Below are 20901 nucleotides of genomic sequence, written 5' to 3'. Positions count from 1 at the left end.
GGCATCATTAATCTAATGCTTGCTGTCCGCGACTAGCGCAGATCCCTAACTGCTACATGATCCATGTCATCAAAGACCTGGTTCTCACCCACCATTCCCCAGATGAAGGTGTAAGCCTTCGTACCGACGCCGGAATGGATTGACCAGCTCGGTGAAATCACCGCCTGTTCATTGTGCATAACAATGTGACGCGTTTCCTGCGGCTGCCCCATCATGTGGAACACGCAGCTGTCTTCATCCATGTTGAAGTAGAAGTACACTTCCATGCGGCGCTCGTGGGTATGGCACGGCATGGTGTTCCACAGGTTACCTGGCGCCAGTTCGGTCAGGCCCATGCTGAGCTGGCAGGTTTCCAGCACATCAGGAACAAAGTATTTATTGATGGTACGGCGGTTGCTGGTGAGGTCATCCCCAAGCGTAACCGGCGCAACGTCTGCAGGTGTGACCTTTTTGGTCGGGTAAGTGGTGTGGGCCGGTGCGCAGTTATAGTAAAACTTCGCCGGTTTCGCCGCATCAATGCTGGCGAACACCACTTCTTTCGCGCCTTTACCGACATACAGGGCATCACGATGGCCAATTTCGTAGCATTTACCGTCAACGGTAATCGTGCCCGCGCCGCCAATATTGATGACGCCCAGCTCGCGGCGCTCGAGGAAATAGCTTACGCCAAGCTGCTTGCCGACTTCACCGCCGACGGAGACCGTTTTCGCCACTGGCATAATGCCGCCAACGATAATGCGGTCGATATGGCTATACACCATGGTGTATTCATCAGCAGTGAAAACCTGTTCAACTAAAAACTCGTCTCGAAGGCCCTGCGTATCCAGCGTCTTAGCATGAGCGCTATGAATGCTCTGTCTTACTTCCACCTGAACCTCCAGGAAAATGTGGTTTTGTCTTCTATCTTAGAAACGAAACTGCGTTCCGCTTTGTTTAATGCTTGTATCTTATCCCTGATGAAATGGGTTTTCAATTACAAATAAAACATCGTTTCATTTTTTCTGCGTAATAATATCAAAAATGCAAAAGCGATCACGAATATGCACTTTTGTCGCGTTGCAAAAAAACAAAAAATACTATTATTCATTTAGTTACAGGTTTCTTTGAAAAATTACCACTTTAGTAGAAAGGATGTCGTGAAAACAAAGGCGAGCTTGACAAGCGGCAGATTGGCTACACAAAAAAGTAGCAGAAATGATGATTTTTCGTATAAAGTGAGTCTGACATCACAAACAATGAAACGCTGTTTTGATAAATTGATACCCAATTTTTAAAATAACATCAGAATCGGCCAGCACGGGAGATAGCACCCTGCGACCGCTAGAGTGAGTGAAAGGAGAGCAACATGGCTAAAGGCATGCGGGTTAAATTGAACTATGAGGTCAGCCGCGACCCAGATACCGGCGCGGAGGTCACCCGCTTAACGCCACCGGAAGTAACGTGTCATCGTAACTACTTCTATCAGAAGTGTTTCTTTAATGATGGCAGCCACCTGTTATTTGCCGGCGAGTTCGATGGCCACTGGAACTACTATTTACTGGATGTCGCTAACGCCGAAGCCGTACAGCTGACCGAAGGCGCGGGTGATAACACTTTTGGCGGCTTCCTCTCTCCGGACGATAAATCACTCTACTATGTGAAGAACGACCGTACCCTGCTGGAAGTTAACCTGAAAACCCTGGTCGAGCGTGAAGTGTACCGCGTGCCGGATGAGTGGGTTGGCTACGGCACCTGGGTATCAAACAGCGACTGCACCAAGCTGGTTGGCATCGAAATCGCTAAGAGCGACTGGACGCCGCTGAACGACTGGCAACTGTTCCACGATTTCTTCCATAAAGGCCCACACTGCCGCCTGCTGCGCGTTGACCTGAAAACCGGTGAAAGCGCGACGATCCACGAAGAAAAAATCTGGCTCGGCCACCCAATCTATCGTCCGTTTGACGATAGTACCGTAGCCTTCTGCCACGAAGGCCCGCACGACCTGGTCGACGCGCGTATGTGGCTAGTTAATGAAGACGGCAGTAACGTTCGTAAAGTCAAAGAACACGCGGAAGGCGAAAGCTGCACGCACGAATTCTGGGTGCCAAACGGCTCCGCGCTGGTGTACGTCTCTTACCTGAAAGGGCAGCAGGGTCGCACCATCTACCGCTTTAACCCGGACACCAACGTAAACGAAGCGCTGATGCAGATGCCGGCCTGTTCTCACCTGATGAGCAACTTCGACGGCACGATGCTGGTTGGCGACGGTTCCGGTACGCCGGTTGATGTGAAAGACACCAGCGGCTACACCATCGATAACGATCCCTACCTGTATGCGTTCGACGTGGCGAAACAGGCTTACTTCCGCATTGCTCGTCACGATACGTCATGGGCAACGGTACAAAACAGCCGTCAGGTAACGCACCCGCATCCGTCCTTTACCCCAGACGACAGCGCAGTGCTGTTCAGCTCTGACAAAGACGGTAAGCCGGCGCTGTACATTGCCAAACTGCCTGCCGAACGTGTGTTAGTAAAAGCGTAATAAATCTAAGTTTTGTGTTTCTGTAACTGGCCTTGCCCTCCTCTGGAGGGCTTTTTTTTGGCTGTTTTTTCGATTGGAGCAGGAACCTTCACCCTAACCCTCTCCCTTAAAAAGGGAGAGGGTATATTCCGTGCCCCTTTGGGGAGAGGGTTAGGGTGAGGGGAAAACCGCACACTGCCACAAAAACGAAAACCCCCGGCTAAATGCTCCGGGGGGAAAACGGATGAGGGTCCGAATTTATTTAGAAGGAGTAAGCAACACCTACACGTAAACGGGTCTGACGCTCATCGGTAGATTTCACGCCCACGTTACCCACTTCAAAGTACGGGGACCAGTTCTTATCCCATTTATACGCCAGCTTAGCGTTATATTCGGTGCTGTACGGTTTGTTGTTGTTACGATACAGGCTCTTATGCTGATCGTCGGCTACCGTACTGCGTGCATACACGTAGTTCAGCTCTGCACGCCAGTCGCCCATCGCCCAACCAACCCAGGTATCCACTTTGTTAACTTTATCGTCAACGCCGCCACTTGCCGGTACGCGGGTGTATTCATAACGGTAACGAGCTGCGACGTAGAAACCGTTATCAAAGCTGTACTGCGCATGCAGATAAGGTTTGTAGATTGAGAAGCTGTCCTTACTCTCAATGTTAAAGCCTGGGTTCAGGGCAAAGTTATCTGTCGCCTTCCAGCGCCAGTTAATGGACTCTTCGTGACCGTTACCCACCACTTCGTTAAACGGACGATCCTGTTTATCAGCATCACCACCCGTTTTCCATTTTGCTTCCACGCCAAAACCAAGACCGTTATCAAAACGATGGGATACCGCAACACGGTCTGCGTTGGAGCCGCTGTCAATATATTCATGACGCAGGTCAACGGTTACCGCAGATGCAGCGAAAGACATACCAGATAATACGGCCAGGGCCAGAGTTTTCTTAAACATTTGCCATCCCTCAATTAAAATTATGTTTCTTTTTTATGAAATTGAATTTTATTTTTTCCGGTTTTGCATTTTAGTGATCAAGATCGTAATTATTTGTTTCAGAAAATCCGGCACACGAAGGACGTGATAAAGCTCAACAAAAAATCGAAGATCCCCCTTAAAAATAAAACTCAGATCACAAACTTTTATATAATTGTATTTTTAATTAAATTAAAATCCATTAATAACAGCAACTTACACAAAAACAAATAACCATAGTTATTCTTAGCAATAGTAATAATTTATGTTTTACTAATAATCTGCCTAAGCGTCATCTCATACACACCATTTACAACTGATACAAATAAACATAAATGCATAAGGGAATGAACTAGACAGAAGCCCATTTCTATTCTCATAAACTCAGGCATATAAACAAAAAAGACCTCAATTGAGGTCTTTCTGGAAGGGGGGGAATTAAGGGGAAACTAAAGCGTTATTACTGAGTATCGCGTTCGACGGCAAGCGCCACCCCCTGACCGCCGCCGATGCACAGCGTGGCCAGTCCTTTACGGGCATCGCGTTTCACCATTTCGTGAACCAGTGACACCAGGATACGGCAGCCCGAAGCCCCGATAGGATGCCCTAATGCAATCGCCCCGCCGTTGACGTTGACCTTCTGCTCGTTCCATTCCAGCATTCTGCCTACCGAGATCGCCTGCGCGGCAAACGCTTCGTTGGCTTCAATCAGATCGACATCGCTCAGTTGCCAGCCAGCTCGCTCAAGGCAGCGGCGAGTCGCATAGACCGGCGCGATGCCCATTAACGCAGGGTCGACGCCAACGCTGGCGAAAGCGCGGATCCTGGCAAGGATCGGTAGCCCCAGCTCCAGCGCTTTGCTTTCACTCATCATCAGCACCGCCGCCGCGCCGTCATTAATGGACGACGCGTTGCCCGCGGTCACGGAACCCGACTGATCAAAAGAGGGAACCAGACGCGCTAACGCTTCGGCGCTGGCATCGGTTTGCGGCTGTTCATCGGTATCGACAATGTGTGAACCGCCAGCCTGTAGATTGACGACCGGGACAATTTCATCGCGAAAACGTCCAGAGTCGATGGCCCGACGGGCCTTGTGCTGTGAGCTAAGCGCCCACGCATCCTGCTGCTCGCGGCTGATACCATACTCGCGCGCCAGGTTCTCCGCCGTCACGCCCATATGGTAATCGTTGAAGGCATCCCACAGGCCGTCGTGCACCAGGCTGTCAATCAGTTGGCTGTTGCCAAGCTGCGCGCCGGTGCGGCTATCGGTCAGCACGTGTGGGGCGCGGCTCATGTTCTCCTGCCCACCGGCAATCACCACGTCGGCTTCACCGCACTGAATCGCCTGCGTGGCCAGATGCAGCGCTTTCAGACCTGAACCACACACATCATTGATGGTAATCGCCGAGACGGTATTCGGCAGGCCGCCTTTAATCGCAGACTGTCGCGCCGGGTTCTGTCCGGTTCCCGCCGTTAATACCTGACCAATGATCACCTCATCGATGGTCGCGGCGGAAATTCCGCTACGTTCGACCAGGGCATTAATCACCAGGCTCCCCAACTCCACGGCGGAATGGCGGGCAAGCGCCCCCTGAAAACAGCCTATGGGCGTACGGACAGCACCTACGATAACGACGTCTTTCATCTCGACCTCAGCGCAAAATTATCCGCGTATAGTAGATGATTGTTATCAACTATTTTCGTAATTGTTTAAAAAAAGTGAGTTTTATCACAAAGGAAATTCACCCCGTTTCATTCAGGCTGAAACCTGCTGCAAATACTGACGCAGCCAGCTTCCCGCCGCCCCCAGCGGCGAGGCTTTATGCCATAGAAGGTCGGTCGATACCGAGATTGGCCAGCCCACAATATCCAGCATAGTCAGCTCCGCCGAGCGTGCAAATTCGTCCACCAGCGCGCAGGGCAATGCACACCAACCTAGCCCCTGCGCCGCCATGCTCAGCAGCATCAGGTAGTTTGGCGCAGACCACACGGGCCCACGCGCAGGGGTAGTGTGGTTCTCCAGATAAGTATTGAGTCGCAACTCACGCCAGGTGCTCAACTGCTCCCACTCCAGCCCTCGCTCGGCAGCCAGGGGATGCGTCGGCGACACGTAAATCGCCATACGCGTCTGCATCGGCAAACGGGTGTGGCCAATATCGGTAGGATAACTATCCCGCGCTTCAATTAAGCCAACCTGCGCACGCCCTTTTTGCAGCAGATCCACCACGTCGTCATCTTCCCCGACCAGGCACTCAAACTCCGTGTGCGGAAAACGGCGGTCAAACTGGGCCAGCAGATCTTCGAGCACGTCGGGATGCAGCGTATCGGAAAGCACAAAGGTCAGCCGCGCTTCGGTCTCACCGCTAAGCGACACCGCCAACTCATCCAGCCGTTCGCTGGCGCTCAGAATGGCCTGTACGTAGCTCAGCACCCGCTGCCCTTCGGCGGTCAGCAGCGGCTGACGCGTGGAACGGTCAAACAGCGTCACGCCGAGATCCGCCTCAAGATGAGCAATGGCGGTGCTGATAGTGGACTGGCTTTTCCGCAAACGGCGCGCCGCCGCTGAGAAAGAGCCGCAGGAGACGGTTTCGACAAACGCGGTCAGGGCTTCGGGAGAATAGCGCATGATGTATCTACTTTATCGATGGTTTCTATCTTTTACTTATCATATTTATCCATAAAATGCCCACTATCGCATTCCATAAATCAAAGGTCACAAGATGCAAAACGATTCATTACATCGCAGAAAACTCCCGGAGCGTATCTTCCATGCCGTGTGCTTCGAGGGGATCGCCACCGCGATCCTCGCTCCTACCGCAGCCTACCTGATGCAGCGATCCGTACTTGAAATGGGCGGGCTGACGGTCATTCTGGCCACCACCGCGATGATCTGGAATATCATCTATAACGCGGGTTTCGACCGCTTCTGGCCGGTGACCCGCGTTATCCGTACCGCTAAAGTCCGTGCGCTGCACGCGCTCGGCTTTGAGTGCGGGTTTATCGTCATCGGGGTGAGCATCGTGTCGCTGGTGCTGGGCGTGACGCTCCTGCAGGCGCTGACGCTGGAGATTGGCTTCTTCTTGTTCTTCCTGCCCTACACCATGCTCTACAACTGGGTTTACGACACCCTGCGCGAGCGCATCATCAAGCGCCGTCAACAGAACCTTTACGCGAGAAATTAATCCACTTTTCAGGCCGATAACAATCGGTCTGAAAATGTTCAGCCACACGAAAAGCTAATTATGGTAAATTATCCGCCATTTTTTTGGTTTTATGGTTGATATATTCAGATAATGTCTAAAATTTGGTCTAAAGAAGAGACGCTATGGAGCTTTGCCTTATATGGCACAGCCGTCGGCGCGGGGACCCTTTTCCTGCCCATCCAGCTTGGCGCCGCAGGTGCCGTGGTGCTGTTTATTACCGCCCTCGTCGCCTGGCCCCTGACTTACTGGCCGCATCGCGCCTTATGTCAGTTCATCCTGTCCGCTAACACCCCGGCAAGCGTTGGCATCACCGGTGCCGTCAGCCACTATTACGGCAAAAAGATCGGCAACCTGATTACCACGCTCTACTTCGTTGCCTTTTTCGTGGTGGTATTGATTTACGCCGTCGCCATTACTAACTCGCTGACCGAGCAGATTGGTCACCATATGCCGGTCGACCTCACGACACGAGCGTTGGTCAGTCTTGGCGTCGTACTGTTGCTGAACCTGATTTTCCTGACGGGCCGTCAGACCACCATCAAGGTGATGGGCATGCTGGTCTTCCCGCTGATTGCCTACTTCCTGTTCCTGTCTATCTATCTGACCGGAAGCTGGCAGCCGTCGCTGCTGACCACGCAGATGGAAGTCAGCACGCATACCTTGCACCAGGTGTGGTTATCCATTCCCGTGATGGTTTTCGCTTTTAGCCATACGCCGATTATCTCCACCTTCGCCATCGACCGGCGGGAGAAATATGGCGAGCAGGCCATGGGTAAATGCAAAAAAATCATGAAGGTGGCGTATCTGGTCATCTGCCTGAGCGTGCTGTTCTTTGTGTTCAGCTGCCTGATGTCGATTCCGCCGTCCTATATCAATACGGCGAAAGCGGAAGGCGTGACCATCCTTTCCGCGCTGTCGATGATGCCGAACTCTCCGAGCTGGCTGTCGATTTCCGGAATTGTGGTCGCCGTGGTCGCGATGTCGAAATCGTTCCTCGGCACCTATTTCGGGGTGATTGAAGGGGCCAGCGAGATGGTGAAATCGTCGCTGAACCAGGTCGGCGTTCGCAAGAGCCGCTCGTTTAACCGCGGGCTCTCTATCCTGCTGGTGTCAGCGGTGACCTTTATCGTCTGCTGCATTAACCCAAATGCGATTTCGATGATCTACGCCATCAGCGGCCCGCTGATTGCCATGATTCTGTTTATCATGCCAACGCTGTCGACCTACCTTATTCCGTCGCTCAAGCCTTACCGTTCTATCGGTAGCCTGATTACGCTGATTGTCGGTCTGCTGTGCGTGTCGGTGATGTTCTTCGGGTAAGCGCATCACGGATGTAAAAAAGCCTGCCAGGGTAACCTGGCAGGCTTTTTTGTAGGCCGGATAAGGCGAAGCCATCATCCGGCAATCACAATGCTATTACAGCGCCATGTCGTGCTGCGGTGACGCGCTCGCAGGTTGCTCTGCCGGTTTTGCCTGAGCAACCGGGGCGGCTGGCATCTGAATCACCGGCGGCTTGGTCAGCTCCAGCGTGGCGGCGGTGTCATCCCAAACCTGCTGGGTCAGCGCAACGTTGCCGTTCAGGTTCTGGCCAAAGCTCGGGACGATACCGCGAATTTTGCTCTGCCATTCCGGTGAGTTGAACTGCTCAGGGAACAGCTTTTTAATCACGTTCAGCGTGATTGGCGCAGCGGTAGAGGCACCCGGCGATGCGCCCAGCAGCGCAGAGATAGTGCGCTGTTGGTCAACCACCACTTCGGTCCCCAGCTTCAGCACACCGCCTTTGTCCGCATCTTTCTTGATGATCTGCACGCGCTGGCCTGCCTGAATCAGCTTCCAGTCCTCTTTACGCGCCTCGGGGTAGTACTCTTTCAGCGCGGCAAAGCGGTCGTCATCGCTCAGCATCACCTGGCTCACCAGGTATTTCACCAGGTCGAAGTTATCCAGGCCCACATGCGTCATCGGCATCACGTTGCTGGTTGTGGTAGTGCTCAGCAGGTCGAAGAATGACCCCTGCTTAAGGAACTTGGTGGAGAAGGTTGCGAACGGCCCAAACAGCACCACGCGCTTGCCATCGATAAAGCGCGCATCGATATGCGGCACCGACATCGGCGGCGCACCCACGGAGGCCTGACCGTAAACTTTTTCCATATGCTGACGAGTGACGTCCGGGTTTTCGGTCATCAGGAAAGAGCCGCCGACCGGGAAGCCCGCGTAGTTGTCTGCTTCCGGAATGCCGGTTTTCTGCAGCAGCTTCAGCGCCCCGCCGCCCGCACCGATAAAGACATACTTCGCGTCAATCGCGTGCTGTTTACCGCTGTTCACATCTTCAATGGTGACGTGCCAGGAGTTATCGCCGTTGCGTTTGAATTCAGTTACTTCAGAGGAGGTTTGCAGCGTGAAGTGGTTGTTCTTCTGCAGGCTGCCGATCAGCTGACGGGTAATTTCGCCGTAGTTAACGTCGGTGCCGACCGGCGTCCAGGTGGCAGCGACTTTTTGCTGCGGGTCACGACCGGCCATCACCAGCGGCGCCCACTGGGCAATTTGCTGATGATCGGTGGAGAATTTCATGCCCTGGAACAGGGTGGTTTTTTGCAGCGCGTCGTAGCGTTTGCCGAGGTACTCCACGTTTTTATCGCCCCAGACGAAGCTCATGTGCGGTGTGGAGTTAATAAAGGCATGGGGATTATTCAGAATGCCGCGCTTCACCTGCGAGGACCAGAACTGGCGGGAAATCATAAACTGTTCGTTAATTTCCAGCGCCTTAGTCACGTCGATGGTGCCGTCCGGGCGCTCCGGCGTGTAGTTCAGCTCCATATTAGCGGAGTGGCCGGTACCGGCGTTATTCCAGCCGTTAGAAGATTCCATCGCGACTTTATCGAGCTTCTCCACCATCACCTGTTTCCAGTCAGGCTGTAATTCCTGTAACCAGGTGCCCAGTGAGGCGCTCATGATCCCGCCGCCAATCAGCAGGACGTCGGTTTTTTCAGTGGTATTGGTATCTGCGTAAGCCGCTGAATTGACCAGCAGCGCGATGGTCGCCAGAGTAAATAGTTTTTTATTAATAGCAGGCATAATGATGATATTCGCATAGCTAAATGTAATGTGTGCGCTAATAGTAGCGCACTTTTACATTATTTTAAAATACCACTTACTTTCCACTTAGAGTTATTAACAAATTACTTTCTTTGCTTTTTTTAATTAAAAAAAGCATCCGCATTATTTGCGTGGAAATAAAACTCAAATAATTTAATTTTAATTCAGCAATTAATGCAGCCCGAATTCCGCCATAAGCTGCTGGCGTAACAGAACAAAATCCGTGCTGCTACGTTCACGCGGTCGCGGTAATGTCACCTCAATGGTGCGAATCGGGTCGCCTTTCATTTTTGGCAAAATAATCACCCGATCGGCAAGGTAAATCGCCTCTTCCAGATCGTGCGTCACCAGCACCATCGTCATCTTTTCCGCATCACGAATGCGCGCCAGCTCCTCCTGCATAGTGATTTTAGTCATCGCATCCAGCGCCCCGAGCGGCTCATCCAGTAGCAGGATCTCCGGCTGGATGGTTAGCGCTCTGGCAATACCGACACGCTGGGCCATGCCGCCGGAAAGCTGGTTGGGCAGCGCCTGCTCGCAGTGGCTGAGCCCCACCAGCTCAATCGCCTCTTTCGCCCGCGCCCTAGCCTGCTTGCGCGGCACGCCCTGCACGTCGAGGCTAAAGCTGACGTTTTCCAGCACCGTCAGCCACGGCAGCAGACGCGGCTCCTGGAAAATCACTGCCCGCTCGCGGCTCATGCCGTGTACCGCCTGGCCGTCAATCACCACGTCGCCCGCATCCGGCGTTTCCAGCCCCGCAAGTATTCGCAGCAGCGTGGTTTTCCCGCAGCCGCTGGGCCCGACGATGGCGATACTCTGCCCACTTTCAATCTGTAAGTTAAGGTCGCGGAAGACATCAAACGGCTTCCCCTCAAGGGAAAAAGTCTTACGTAAGCGGCGAATCGAGATATCGCCGCGGGCAATCTGCGTGGTTGATGTCATCATACACCTTCCGTTTTCAGCAAAATATTTGACGCTTTAAGCTGGCCTTTTTTCAGCACGCCGTCGCGCTCAAGAATATCCAGCCAGAACTGCACATCATGAGGTTCCGACAGACCGCCTTTACGTACACCGTAACCGGTGAAGTACTGCGCCACATCAGGGTTCTCGCCGCGTTCTTTCAGGATCTTCGCCATAATGTCACGCACCTGCGCCGGGTTGTCGCGGGCATAATCCAACGCACGAGCCGATTCAACCACGAAGATACGCGCCGCATCCGGGTGCTGTTTGACGAAGTCGGAACGCAGCACCGTAAAGCCACCGGCAATCGGCCCCAGCACGTCCGCATCGTTGAAGATTGGGCGCAGGCCGCCGTGGCTACGCGCCACGCCTTCGAAGGTGGTCTGCCAGTAGCCAAAGGCGGCCACGTCGACCTGACCCGAACGCAGTGTCTGTTCAAGCTGCGGGCCCGGAACCGCGACCGGTTTGGCGGCGTTTTCCGGCAGATTCGCCTGGTGCAGCGCTTCACGCAGGGTATAGTCCAGATGCGCACCCAGGGTGTTTACCGCCACGCTTTTTCCGACTAAATCTTTGATGGACTTAATCGGGCTGTCCTCCTTCACATAGAAGATAGATTTGGTGGTTTCGTTGATGCCGTTGGTCGGGTAAGCCGCCACAAAGTCGTTACCGTTAGCGATGGCATTAATCACCGCTGGCGTCGCCGCTGAACCAACATCAATGCTGCCGGAAGCCAGTGCAAATAAAGACTCCGGGCCGCCGCTGGCGTAGCCGGCATTTTTAATCGACACGCCGGTGCCTTTAAAATATCCCAGCGCTTCCGCCAGTTCGTGAGCGGAAATACCGCCATAGCTCGCCATATAGCGCATCGTCACTTCATCCTGAGCACGAACAGACGCACTAACACCCAATAAGAAAAGCACCGCAACCCACGCTGAATAGAACTGTTTTTTCATTATAAAAATTCCTTTATGGCGATAAGTAAAAACGCAAAATAACGTACAAAATTAACGGCTACGGATATTCCATCGACATAGGCGACGTTGCAGTACCACCAGAATCGCGTTCGCTAATAACCCGGCAAACGCCAGCAAAAATATCGCGGCAAACATCATGGGTATTTGGAAGTTATATTGCGCATTCATCACCCTGAAACCGATCCCCTGATTCGCCCCGATCATTTCGGCAGCAATCAGCAGCAGCAGCGCGGTGGTGGCCGACAGGCGCAGACCGATAAAAATAGAGGGAACGGAGGCGGGAACGATCACCCGGTAGAACAGCGTCAGGCGTCCGGCGCCAAAGGTGCGCGCCATCTCCAGCAACTTGGTATCCACCTCTTTCACGCCGCTGATGGTCGACAGCAGAATCGGGAACAGCGCCGCCCAGAAGATCACGAACACTTTGGAGGTTTCCCCTAAGCCCAGCAGCAGGATAAAGATCGGATACAGCGCCAGCGCCGAGGTCTGGCGGAACAGCTGTAAGATAGGATCCAGCGCCTGCTCCAGCGGGCGAATCTGGCCCATAAACAGCCCCAGCGGGATCCCCACCACGATGGCGGCAGCGAAAGCCAACCCCGCACGCTGAAGGCTGATAGTAATATCACCCAGCAGCGCGCCTTGAGTGATGCCGTTCCACAAAGCAACAAAGATTTTATCCAGCGGCGGGATAATCGCCGCGTTCAGCCAACCGGCGGTGCTAGCAATCTGCCAGCCGGCAAAGAACAGCACCAGCAGGCCATAGCGCGCAATCAGCGTCAGGCTGCGCTGATACCACACCAGGTAGGCAGGCTTAGCCTGTACGCGCGCCTTCAGGCGAATTCGGGTCGTGGAATAGAACATTGCGCCTCCTTAAGCCACTTTGCTGTTACGCACGGCGCTGTAGCGGTTGCTGGCAAACGGCAGCCCCAGATTTTCACGTAGCGTTTTGCCCTCATACTGAGTACGGAACAGCCCGCGTTTTTGTAAAATCGGCACCACCAGTTCAATAAAGTCGTCCAGGCCGCCCGGTAGCCACGGCGGCAGCACGTTGAAGCCATCGGCGGCTTCGTTTTCAAACCACGCCTGCAGCGTATCTGCCACCTGTTCGGCGCTGCCCACCACGGTGAAATGACCACGCGCGGTCGCCACCCACTGGTACAGCTGGCGAATGGTGAAGTTGTTTTCATCGGCAATCTGGCGAATCAGCTCGGGGCGCGATTTCATCCCTTCAGTTACCGGCAGCGGTGGCAGCGGGCCGTCTGGGTCGAATTTCCCGAGATCGATACCGCCACCGGCCAGGCCATTCAGCAGGGCGATGCCGTCGGCTTCGACAATCAGCGAAGTCAGCTTGTGATACTTCTCCTTCGCCTCTTCCTCCGTTCGCCCAATGAACGGCGCGACACCTGGCATAATCAGCACATGGTTCGGGTTACGGCCGACGGCGCGAGCGCGTGATTTGATATCGCGATAGAAGTCCTGCGCGGTGTCGAGATGCTGATGCGAGGTAAAGATCACTTCGGCCGTCGCGGCAGCCAGCGCACGGCCGCTTTCAGATTGCCCCGCCTGCACAATCACCGGCTGGCCTTGCGCCGAGCGCGGCACGTTCAGCGGCCCACGGACCTTAAAGAATTTGCCGACGTGATCGGTGTTGTGCACCTTACTGCGGTCAAAGAACTGGCCTGAGCTTTTGTCACGCAAAAACGCGTCGTCTTCAAAGCTGTCCCACAGTTTTTTCACCACTTCGACGTGCTCTTTCGCCCGCTGGTAGCGGTACTCATGGGGATGCTGGGTATCCAGATTAAAGTTGTGCGCCGCCGCTTCGGTGGCGGTGGTCACCACGTTCCAGCCCGCGCGCCCGCCGGAGATCAGATCCAGCGAAGCAAACTTGCGCGCCAGGTTGTAGGGTTCTTCGTAGGTGGTAGAGGCGGTGGCGATAAAGCCGATATTTTGCGTCAATGGCGCCAGCGCCGAAAACAGGGTAACCGGCTCGAAGCCCGCCACTTTCGCGGTACCACCGTCGGTCACGCCGGAAGCGGGGATCGCCAGGCCGTCAGCCAGAAAGTAGGCATCAAACAGGCCGCGTTCGGCGGTCTGGGCAAGCTGCTTATGGAATTCAAAGCTGGTCGCGCCATCAGCGGGAGCGTCCGGGTGACGCCACGCCGCGATATGCTGGCCGCCGCCGGGAAGGAAAGCCCCTAATTTGATCTGTCTGCTCATTCTGGTTTCTCCTGATTCGATGCCGAAAGTGGGCTGAAACCAAGATAGCCAGAATGCGCAGCCATTCTGAAATAACAAATATTGAGTTAGTTATTTACATTTTTGCAATAAACCAGTTAGCGGCGCTAGCGACGTCATGATGCTTTCGTTTCCTCAACGACGGTTTCAGGACGGTGACTTTCACGCTGCCAGGCAGGAAGGTCCGCCAACTTTATTCCTTCCGGCACAACGCTGTGCTTCAGGCAGGCTACCCGCTGGGAACGATAAATACCGGTATAGCCCGAGACCAGATAGGCCACCACGCAGGCCATCGCGGCATACACGCCGATATCCGCGCCGAACAGTTCAATCGCCATCAGCGTCGAGGCAATTGGTGTATTCGCCGCGCCGGCAAACACCGCCACAAATCCCAACCCTGCAAGGAAAGCAAACGGCAGATGCAGCAGCGGGGCCAGCGCATTGCCAAGCGTAGCGCCGACGTAAAATAGCGGCGTCACCTCCCCGCCTTTAAACCCGCTGCCGAGCGAGGTGACGGTAAAGACCAATTTGCCAAGAAAATCCCACGGCGCGAGCGGGTGCTGGAAAGCATCCACAATCACCGGAATACCAAGACCGATGTAGCGGTCAGCATGCAGCAGATAGACCGCCGCAGCGACCATTGCCCCACCGATAAACGGGCGCAGCGGCGCATAGGCAATCCGTTTTTTCATCATGCCGCCAATCAGGTGAGTGGCATCGGCAAACACCCGGGAAGCCAGGCCGAAGCAGCAGCCCGCCACAATAACGGCGCCCAGTACCCAGACCGACATCGTCGGAATAGATGACATCGCGTAATGCGTATGGTGCACGCCCCACATCAGGCCGACCTGATCCGCCACCACCGCCGCGACCAGACAGGGGAAAATTGCGGTGTAGTGCATGCGCCCTATCGCCATCACCTCAAGGCCGAAAATGGCCCCAGCAAGCGGCGTACCAAATACGGAAGAAAAACCCGCGCTGACGCCCGCCATCAGCACCATGCGGCGCGCATCGTTATCCAGCCCTAGCAGCGGCGTGAACCGGTCGGCAATTGAGGCCCCCATTTGTACCGCCGTGCCTTCACGGCCGACCGACGCGCCGAACAGATGGGACACCACCGTGCCGATAAACACCAGCGGCGCCATCCGCAGTGGAATGGTGTTCGCCGGGCTATGTACCTCTTCCAGTATCAGGTTGTTCCCCGCCTCTACCGAACGGCCGAGGCGCAGATAGATCCAGCCCACGGCAAACCCGGCGAACGGTAGCAGCAGGATAAGCCAGTGATGCTGAAGGCGCGTGGCGGTTGCCCAGTCGAGCGAGAAGAGAAATAAAGCAGATGCCGAGCCGACGAGCGCGGCAATAACCACAGCCAGCAGAAGCCACTGTATCAGAAAGAAAAGCGAGTTTTTACGAGCGAAGTGTTCAGAGTGCATTGACGCATCCTTAGATGAATTAATCATCCTGGACGCAGTAGAGGTGTGCCTGTTCATTCCCGGTCCAGGAATATAAACAGGCATCATCAGCCACACGGCGGTTCAAGGGGGAATGCCATCCCCTATGAATGAATATTAGCACACGAATCGTTTCAGCCAAATACTTTGTGGCCGGGGTTATTTCAGCGTCTCCAGCGGGAAAGGCCGGTCCTGCACCACCGTTTTCATCACCAGCGTTGAGCGCAGATGCTGCACACCCGGCATCGCCGACAGCTTTTGATCGTAGAGCTTCTGGAATGAGGAGAGATCGCGCGTCACCACCTGCATCAGATAGTCCGGGTCGCCGAACAGCCGCTGGGCCATCACGATCTGCGGGATCTCTTCCACCGCCTCTTCAAACGCGCTAACCGCCTTCCTGTCGCCCTCTTTCAGGGTCGCAAAGACCAGCGCGACAAAGTTAAAGCCCATTTTCCCTGGGTCGAGGTTAGCGCGGTAGCCGGTAATCACCCCTTCCTGCTCCAGCGCCCGCAGACGTCGATGGCACGGCGACAGACTCAGATTTACCCGTTCGGCAAGCTCAGTGATAGATAAACGGCCATCGGCCTGTAGCTGCGCAAGAATTTTTCGATCGATACTGTCCATTTAGAAGATTCTCTCTTTCAGGCCGGGTTTTCAGCATAACATTGAAAGCTCATTGCGCGGCAATATCGATATTCTTTCCTGACATTCAGTGAGGGTTTTCGGAGTTAACGTGATGAGCAAACGCGAGGCAATTCGGGTATGGAAATGAGTTTGGTGGCAGGGTTCTGGCTGGTCTCCTTTTTGCTTATCATGACGCCGGGGGCTGATTGGGCCTACACCATCAGCGCCGGGATCCACGGGCGGACCATTGTGCCTGCGTTGGCGGGACTGATGTCCGGTCATTTGCTAGCGACGATCATCGTGGTGGCGGGCGTTGGCGTGCTGATAGCGGGGCATCCGCTGGCGCTGTCGGCGATTACGCTGCTGGGGGCCTGTTATCTACTGTGGCTCGGCGTGTCGCTGTTACGGCATCCAGCAACGGTGTCCAGCGCCACGCAGCAAAGCGGCGGCTGGAACCAGTGGGCGCTGAAAGGCATGTGCATCAGCGGCCTCAACCCGAAAGTCTTTCTGCTATTTCTGGCGCTGCTGCCGCAGTTTACTGACCCGCACGGCCAGTGGTCGGTGGCAATGCAGATGTCGGCGCTCGGGGTAATGCATCTCATCACCTGCACGATTATCTATTTACTGGTGGGATACGGTTCACGCGCGCTACTGGCAAGTCGCCCGCAGGCGGCGCGGGTTGTCAGCCGTTTTTCAGGTGGGTTGATGGTGCTTATCGCCGTGGCGCTGCTGTTCGAACAGCTTCGCTAGTGAAGATGCGCCAGCTCACGCTGGCGCGGCGTTTCAGGCGCGAATATCGTCATACTCGCGGGTATTATCAAATTCATGTTTAGCAAATGGGCACAGCGGGATGATTTTGCGCTGTTCCTGACGCATCTTCTCTACCACCTTAGCCACTAACTGTTTGCCAACGCCCTGCCCCTTCAGACTCGCGTCTACATCAGTGTGTTCAATGATGCTCAGATGCTCGCCGGTGGGAACAAAGACAATTTCCGCCACCTGATTACCGTCGCTGTCGTTAACGTAGAACTTATTATGGCCTTCCAGAATGTCCATGTTTCCCTCTCTTAATCGTGATGACGGTATTTCAGCGCCGCGCTCGGGCAAGTGTCGATAACGCGCACCACCGTTTGCGCGTCAACCTCGTCCGGGATGATCCACGGTTTGCGCTTCAAATTGAACAACTTGCTGCTCCCACGAACGCAGTTCCCCGAGTGCTGGCACATCGTCGTGTTGAAGTAGACATCAATCTTCTCCCCGGTATAGACACGATAACCTGCGTCCAGTAGTTCCTTATCCATGACATTGCCTCTATTTTTTATATGGGTTCGAGACTAAGCATAGACCTGTCTGGGGGGGAGATTCATCACTTACGGCAAAAAACCACAGCGAGAAAGTTTTTATACGTGGGAGGGGAAAGGTGTCGATACGATGAAAATAATTAAAAATAGCTGGTGCGAATGCCAAAATAATAAAGAGTGAGCATTATCTAATGCGCTTTAATGAAAAGGCGTAACCCCGACAATAATGCCGGGGTTTTACCAGCGCGAAATATATTAGAACGAGTATGCTACGCCGACACGGAAACGGGTCTGGCGTTCGTCAGTCGTTTTCACACCGACGTTACCAATTTCGCCGTACGGTGCCCAGTTACTATCGATTTTGTACGCGACTTTGAGGTTATATTCCTGAGAATACGGTTTGTTATTGTTACGATACAGGCTCTTATTCTGCTCATCCGCAACCGTACTGCGGGCATATACATAGTTCAGCTCTGCACGCCAATCGCCGAACACATAACCCGCCCACGCATCACCACGGTTGACTTTGTCATCCGGAGACGTAGAGGTTGAAGGGTAACGGGTGTAGTCATAGCGGTAGCGAGCTGCTACGTAGAAGCCATTATCGAAGCTGTACTGCACGCGCAGGTTTGGCTTGTAAATAGTACGACTGTCGTTACTTTCAATATTAAAGCCAGGCGTCACAGAGAAATTCTTATTAGCTTTCCACTGGTAGCTGATCGTTTCTTCGTGGCCGTTGCCCACAAAGTCATTATAAGCCCTATCAGTATGATCGCCGCCTGATTTCCATTTTGCTTCAACAGAGAAACCTAGCCCATTAGCAAAGCGGTGAGATACGGAAACACGGTCTGCGTTGGTCTTATCTTTGCTGCCACCATCAATAAATTCATGACGAAGATCGACAGTGACTGCAGATGCTGCGAAAGAGGCGCCGCACAAAGCCATCATGACCAGAGATTTCTTAAACATGCAATAACCCTCAATTGAAATTATGTTTCATTTTTATGGAATTGCATTTTATTTTTTTAGGTGATTTGTTTTAGTGATCGAGATCGTAAAGATTTATTTCATGAATGTATTGATTACCAGGACGTGATGAGCCTCAAGTAATTAGCCGTTGACTTTCCAGAAATAGTGTCACAGATCACATCAAAGATTACCTTACATTAAATTTACATATCTTTATAATTATAATTTACCATTATAAATCAATGAGATAATGCAATTAGTCACTCACGTTATTTATTTCAGATTAATAATGACACTATCCAACAATATGAATGTTAAGCGTTAACGCTATAACTAGTTACATTTCTTCCTATTTATCTGCCTATTTCAGAATAAGAATCAGCCATTTTTGGTAGGCTATTAGACGCTCGACCAGGCAGACCTTAACCATGGTGATTTAACGCTCCACCGTAATACCCACCTCCTCCTTCCCTGCTTAAAAACACCAGTGCTGCATCACGAGATAGTTTTTCTTTATCGACACGCGATTTCTTCTGATTCGTCACGCTCGGCGCTCGCTGCCATCATGGCTCCACAGCAAACGGCATGTCGCCGTGAAATGAACAACCCATCGAGGTCAGCAATGAGCGCATTATTCTCCGGTAAAAAATTATTAGTGGTTGGCGGTACCAGCGGTATGGGTTTTGAAACCGCAAAACTGGTACTGAAAAACGGCGGCAGCGTGGTTCTGGTGGGTAATCGCCAAGATAAAGCAGAGCAGGCTCGCCAGGCACTGATGGCCGATGGTCAGGTCTCCATCATCATTGCCGACCTGATGAAAGAAGAAGGAATGCAGCACGTCATTAACACCATTAACGCAGAACATCAGGACATTAGTCTGCTGGTCAACGCCGCAGGAGTCTTCTTCCCGAAAGCGTTCACCGAGCACGAAATGGCGGACTACGACATGTATATGAGCATCAACCGCTCAACCTTCTTTATCACCCGTGACGTGGTGCGCAACATGGTGAATGCCGGTATTCAAGGCGCTATCGTTAATATCGGTTCGATGTGGGCGCAGCAGGCCATTGGCGCAACGCCGTCTTCTGCCTACTCCATGGCGAAAGCGGGCCTGCACGCGTTGACTAAAAATCTGGCTATTGAGTTGGGTAGTAAAGGGATCCGCGTAAACGCCGTCTCTCCGGCAGTGGTACACACCCCGATCTACGAAGGCTTCATTCCGAAAGAAGAGGTCGGTTCCGTTATGAACAGTTTTGACAGCTTCCACCCGATTGGACGCGTCGGTACGCCTGCCGATGTCGCTGAAGCCGTCTCCTTCCTGCTGTCTGATAAAGCAGGCTGGGTCACCGGCGCTATCTGGGACGTTGACGGTGGCGTGATGGCGGGTCGTAACGCCTGATTTTCAGGGCTGGATATCCATTCCGGATAGCAGCAAAAAATGACTAAAGCGCTCACTGACATCGAGCGCTTTTTGCATCAGGCGATGCATCGGTATGCCGCCCAGATGCGTTGTTGTTTTTAATAGCAAGTTGTGACAAACAGCCCGCCATGCAAAAACATGCGTAAACAAAATAAAACACGCAATTGATGATTCAAAAAATTAGTGGTAATGCGTAATTATGCCCGAAAAGATGGTAGGCGTTAAAAAGTGTACATGAAAAATGATGGTTTTATCATTGGGGAAATATGTGAGCCCATCAGAAACGGCGAGCCAATACTGGGCTATGACTTCAACGTAAGCCATCCGTGTATGCCACTATGATGAATAAATCTTAGACAGGAATAACAAGGCGTAGAAAAATCTGGAGCGGGCGAAGGGAATCGAACTGACAGTAGTTCCAATCGTTAACCATTTGATTCTAAAGCACCGAAGAATCCCTCGGGTTACATGGGAAGTTACAGCTAATAGGCCCTTATGGTCAATAAGTTCTGACGTTGAGTTAACAACTGATAGACGACTTAACAGATTGACCAAGGGAGACAGTGAGATTTACTTAGCAACCTCATTACTTAACTCCTTCTTAATTCTGAACACTGTAGCTCTCCCACATCCAGCAAGTTTAGCAATCTGGTCAGAGCTCAAGTCTCCACGGCCCAACAGCTTCACCACCTCAGTCCTTAACTGGTCATCCTTCTGACGGCCCTTAAACTTGCCTTGAGCCTTAGCTATCGCCACGCCCTCACTCTGACGCTGCCGGATGAATGAACGCTCAAGCTCACCTACAGCCCCCAACATGGTAATCATAAAGCGGCTGGTGGGCGTATCATCAAAGATCATCTGGTTATCAATGAAGCGAACCGTAACGCCAGCGTCAACAAGGGTCTCAAGGATGGTCAGAAGGTCCTTTGTGTTACGGGCTAAACGGTCCACACTCTTGACCACCACCACATCACCACGACGAACCACCTTGAGTAGCTCCTGTAGTTCTGGACGGTCAGCATTCTTGCCAGATACCTTGTCAATCATCAAGTCATCGCAAAGGCCCTTAAGCGCTTCCACCTGACGCGCTTCGGCACTGTTGCAAATAGTCGGTGGTGATAAACTTATCATCCCCTTTTGCTGATGGAGCTGCACATGAACCCATTCAAAGGCCGGCATTTTCAGC

At 53.1% G+C, this 20901-nt stretch carries 20 protein-coding genes and 1 riboswitch; of the genes, 5 read left to right on the top strand and 15 right to left on the bottom strand.

Going from position 1 to position 20901, the window contains the following annotated elements:
* Window positions 1-32: 32 nt before the first annotated feature.
* A complete protein-coding gene (kduI, locus tag HII27_RS25100; RefSeq protein WP_185670017.1) occupies window positions 33-869 on the bottom strand; it encodes a 5-dehydro-4-deoxy-D-glucuronate isomerase in 837 nt (278 codons plus the stop codon).
* A 476-nt stretch (window positions 870-1345) separates the two neighbouring features.
* Here kduI and HII27_RS25095 point away from each other — a divergent pair, with 476 nt between their 5' ends.
* Complete coding sequence (locus HII27_RS25095; protein WP_185670016.1) at window positions 1346-2521, top strand: oligogalacturonate lyase family protein; 1176 nt, start codon at window positions 1346-1348, stop codon at window positions 2519-2521.
* Between the two features lie 241 nt (window positions 2522-2762).
* On the opposite strand, the gene HII27_RS25090 is transcribed toward HII27_RS25095, so the two are convergent.
* The 3 genes from HII27_RS25090 to HII27_RS25080 form a co-directional block, all read right to left on the bottom strand.
* Window positions 2763-3467 (bottom strand): oligogalacturonate-specific porin KdgM family protein, encoded by a 705-nt coding sequence (locus tag HII27_RS25090; protein WP_185670015.1) that lies wholly within the window; start codon window positions 3465-3467, stop codon window positions 2763-2765.
* A 478-nt stretch (window positions 3468-3945) separates the two neighbouring features.
* Entirely contained in the window at window positions 3946-5130 is a 1185-nt protein-coding gene (locus tag HII27_RS25085; RefSeq protein WP_185670014.1) for an acetyl-CoA C-acetyltransferase, read from the bottom strand.
* A 111-nt stretch (window positions 5131-5241) separates the two neighbouring features.
* On the bottom strand, window positions 5242-6111 hold the full coding sequence (locus tag HII27_RS25080) for a LysR family transcriptional regulator (protein WP_035897651.1): 870 nt from the start codon (window positions 6109-6111) through the stop codon (window positions 5242-5244).
* A 94-nt stretch (window positions 6112-6205) separates the two neighbouring features.
* On the opposite strand from HII27_RS25080, the gene HII27_RS25075 reads away from it, so the two are divergent.
* A complete protein-coding gene (locus tag HII27_RS25075) occupies window positions 6206-6667 on the top strand; it encodes a multidrug/biocide efflux PACE transporter (protein ID WP_185670013.1) in 462 nt (153 codons plus the stop codon).
* A gap of 111 nt (window positions 6668-6778) precedes the next feature.
* Window positions 6779-8008 carry an amino acid permease gene (locus HII27_RS25070; RefSeq protein ID WP_035897649.1) on the top strand — a complete coding sequence of 410 codons (1230 nt, stop codon included), beginning with the start codon at window positions 6779-6781 and terminating at the stop codon, window positions 8006-8008.
* 96 nt (window positions 8009-8104) lie between these two features.
* Here HII27_RS25070 and mqo read toward each other — a convergent pair whose 3' ends face one another.
* The 7 genes from mqo to HII27_RS25035 form a co-directional block, all read right to left on the bottom strand.
* Window positions 8105-9760, bottom strand: coding sequence for a malate dehydrogenase (quinone) (gene mqo / locus HII27_RS25065; RefSeq protein WP_185670012.1), 1656 nt, complete (start codon window positions 9758-9760; stop codon window positions 8105-8107).
* Between the two features lie 192 nt (window positions 9761-9952).
* Entirely contained in the window at window positions 9953-10726 is a 774-nt protein-coding gene (locus tag HII27_RS25060; protein WP_223883298.1) for an ABC transporter ATP-binding protein, read from the bottom strand.
* Complete coding sequence (locus HII27_RS25055; protein ID WP_185670011.1) at window positions 10723-11694, bottom strand: ABC transporter substrate-binding protein; 972 nt, start codon at window positions 11692-11694, stop codon at window positions 10723-10725. The genes HII27_RS25060 and HII27_RS25055 overlap by 4 nt, the downstream gene beginning before the upstream one ends.
* A gap of 51 nt (window positions 11695-11745) precedes the next feature.
* On the bottom strand, window positions 11746-12576 hold the full coding sequence (locus HII27_RS25050; RefSeq protein ID WP_185670010.1) for an ABC transporter permease: 831 nt from the start codon (window positions 12574-12576) through the stop codon (window positions 11746-11748).
* A gap of 9 nt (window positions 12577-12585) precedes the next feature.
* The gene (locus HII27_RS25045; RefSeq protein WP_185670009.1) at window positions 12586-13932 is read right to left on the bottom strand and encodes an LLM class flavin-dependent oxidoreductase; all 1347 of its coding nucleotides are present in this window, start codon (window positions 13930-13932) and stop codon (window positions 12586-12588) included.
* Window positions 13933-14066: 134 nt separating this feature from the next.
* Window positions 14067-15383, bottom strand: coding sequence for a voltage-gated chloride channel family protein (locus HII27_RS25040; protein ID WP_185670008.1), 1317 nt, complete (start codon window positions 15381-15383; stop codon window positions 14067-14069).
* 70 nt (window positions 15384-15453) lie between these two features.
* A riboswitch (Fluoride riboswitch) is annotated at window positions 15454-15515 on the bottom strand.
* A 45-nt stretch (window positions 15516-15560) separates the two neighbouring features.
* Complete coding sequence (locus HII27_RS25035; protein WP_185670007.1) at window positions 15561-16025, bottom strand: Lrp/AsnC family transcriptional regulator; 465 nt, start codon at window positions 16023-16025, stop codon at window positions 15561-15563.
* Window positions 16026-16163: 138 nt separating this feature from the next.
* On the opposite strand from HII27_RS25035, the gene HII27_RS25030 reads away from it, so the two are divergent.
* Entirely contained in the window at window positions 16164-16775 is a 612-nt protein-coding gene (locus tag HII27_RS25030) for a LysE family translocator (RefSeq protein ID WP_185670006.1), read from the top strand.
* A 33-nt stretch (window positions 16776-16808) separates the two neighbouring features.
* On the opposite strand, the gene HII27_RS25025 is transcribed toward HII27_RS25030, so the two are convergent.
* From HII27_RS25025 to HII27_RS25015, 3 genes are all read right to left on the bottom strand, one after another.
* Window positions 16809-17081 carry a GNAT family N-acetyltransferase gene (locus tag HII27_RS25025; RefSeq protein ID WP_185670005.1) on the bottom strand — a complete coding sequence of 91 codons (273 nt, stop codon included), beginning with the start codon at window positions 17079-17081 and terminating at the stop codon, window positions 16809-16811.
* An 11-nt stretch (window positions 17082-17092) separates the two neighbouring features.
* Window positions 17093-17326, bottom strand: coding sequence for a 4Fe-4S mono-cluster protein YjdI (gene yjdI / locus HII27_RS25020; protein WP_185670004.1), 234 nt, complete (start codon window positions 17324-17326; stop codon window positions 17093-17095).
* A gap of 255 nt (window positions 17327-17581) precedes the next feature.
* Entirely contained in the window at window positions 17582-18295 is a 714-nt protein-coding gene (locus tag HII27_RS25015) for an oligogalacturonate-specific porin KdgM family protein (protein WP_185670003.1), read from the bottom strand.
* Between the two features lie 622 nt (window positions 18296-18917).
* Here HII27_RS25015 and HII27_RS25010 point away from each other — a divergent pair.
* The gene (locus tag HII27_RS25010) at window positions 18918-19694 is read left to right on the top strand and encodes an SDR family NAD(P)-dependent oxidoreductase (RefSeq protein WP_185670002.1); all 777 of its coding nucleotides are present in this window, start codon (window positions 18918-18920) and stop codon (window positions 19692-19694) included.
* Between the two features lie 591 nt (window positions 19695-20285).
* Here HII27_RS25010 and HII27_RS25005 read toward each other — a convergent pair.
* A complete protein-coding gene (locus tag HII27_RS25005; protein ID WP_185670029.1) occupies window positions 20286-20846 on the bottom strand; it encodes a recombinase family protein in 561 nt (186 codons plus the stop codon).
* Window positions 20847-20901 lie beyond the last annotated feature (55 nt).

Origin of the sequence: Kluyvera sichuanensis (assembly GCF_014218705.1) — a bacterium.
Taxonomy (GTDB): Bacteria; Pseudomonadota; Gammaproteobacteria; order Enterobacterales; family Enterobacteriaceae; genus Kluyvera; species Kluyvera sichuanensis.
The sequence above is the reverse complement of the archived record's forward strand: the minus strand, read 5'-3'. Positions and strand labels throughout refer to the sequence as shown.

Bases quoted from the DNA above. Each gene is read 5' to 3' on its own strand.
- HII27_RS25095 (WP_185670016.1), top strand. From the start codon at position 1,346: ATGGCTAAAGGCATGCGGGTTAAATTGAACTATGAGGTCAGCCGCGAC.
- HII27_RS25090 (WP_185670015.1), bottom strand. From the start codon at position 3,467: ATGTTTAAGAAAACTCTGGCCCTGGCCGTATTATCTGGTATGTCTTTC.
- HII27_RS25085 (WP_185670014.1), bottom strand. From the start codon at position 5,130: ATGAAAGACGTCGTTATCGTAGGTGCTGTCCGTACGCCCATAGGCTGT.
- HII27_RS25080 (WP_035897651.1), bottom strand. From the start codon at position 6,111: ATGCGCTATTCTCCCGAAGCCCTGACCGCGTTTGTCGAAACCGTCTCC.
- HII27_RS25075 (WP_185670013.1), top strand. From the start codon at position 6,206: ATGCAAAACGATTCATTACATCGCAGAAAACTCCCGGAGCGTATCTTC.
- HII27_RS25070 (WP_035897649.1), top strand. From the start codon at position 6,779: ATGTCTAAAATTTGGTCTAAAGAAGAGACGCTATGGAGCTTTGCCTTA.
- mqo (WP_185670012.1), bottom strand. From the start codon at position 9,760: ATGCCTGCTATTAATAAAAAACTATTTACTCTGGCGACCATCGCGCTG.
- HII27_RS25060 (WP_223883298.1), bottom strand. From the start codon at position 10,726: ATGATGACATCAACCACGCAGATTGCCCGCGGCGATATCTCGATTCGC.
- HII27_RS25055 (WP_185670011.1), bottom strand. From the start codon at position 11,694: ATGAAAAAACAGTTCTATTCAGCGTGGGTTGCGGTGCTTTTCTTATTG.
- HII27_RS25050 (WP_185670010.1), bottom strand. From the start codon at position 12,576: ATGTTCTATTCCACGACCCGAATTCGCCTGAAGGCGCGCGTACAGGCT.
- HII27_RS25045 (WP_185670009.1), bottom strand. From the start codon at position 13,932: ATGAGCAGACAGATCAAATTAGGGGCTTTCCTTCCCGGCGGCGGCCAG.
- HII27_RS25040 (WP_185670008.1), bottom strand. From the start codon at position 15,383: ATGCACTCTGAACACTTCGCTCGTAAAAACTCGCTTTTCTTTCTGATA.
- HII27_RS25035 (WP_185670007.1), bottom strand. From the start codon at position 16,025: ATGGACAGTATCGATCGAAAAATTCTTGCGCAGCTACAGGCCGATGGC.
- HII27_RS25030 (WP_185670006.1), top strand. From the start codon at position 16,164: ATGGAAATGAGTTTGGTGGCAGGGTTCTGGCTGGTCTCCTTTTTGCTT.
- HII27_RS25025 (WP_185670005.1), bottom strand. From the start codon at position 17,081: ATGGACATTCTGGAAGGCCATAATAAGTTCTACGTTAACGACAGCGAC.
- yjdI (WP_185670004.1), bottom strand. From the start codon at position 17,326: ATGGATAAGGAACTACTGGACGCAGGTTATCGTGTCTATACCGGGGAG.
- HII27_RS25015 (WP_185670003.1), bottom strand. From the start codon at position 18,295: ATGTTTAAGAAATCTCTGGTCATGATGGCTTTGTGCGGCGCCTCTTTC.
- HII27_RS25010 (WP_185670002.1), top strand. From the start codon at position 18,918: ATGAGCGCATTATTCTCCGGTAAAAAATTATTAGTGGTTGGCGGTACC.
- HII27_RS25005 (WP_185670029.1), bottom strand. From the start codon at position 20,846: ATGATAAGTTTATCACCACCGACTATTTGCAACAGTGCCGAAGCGCGT.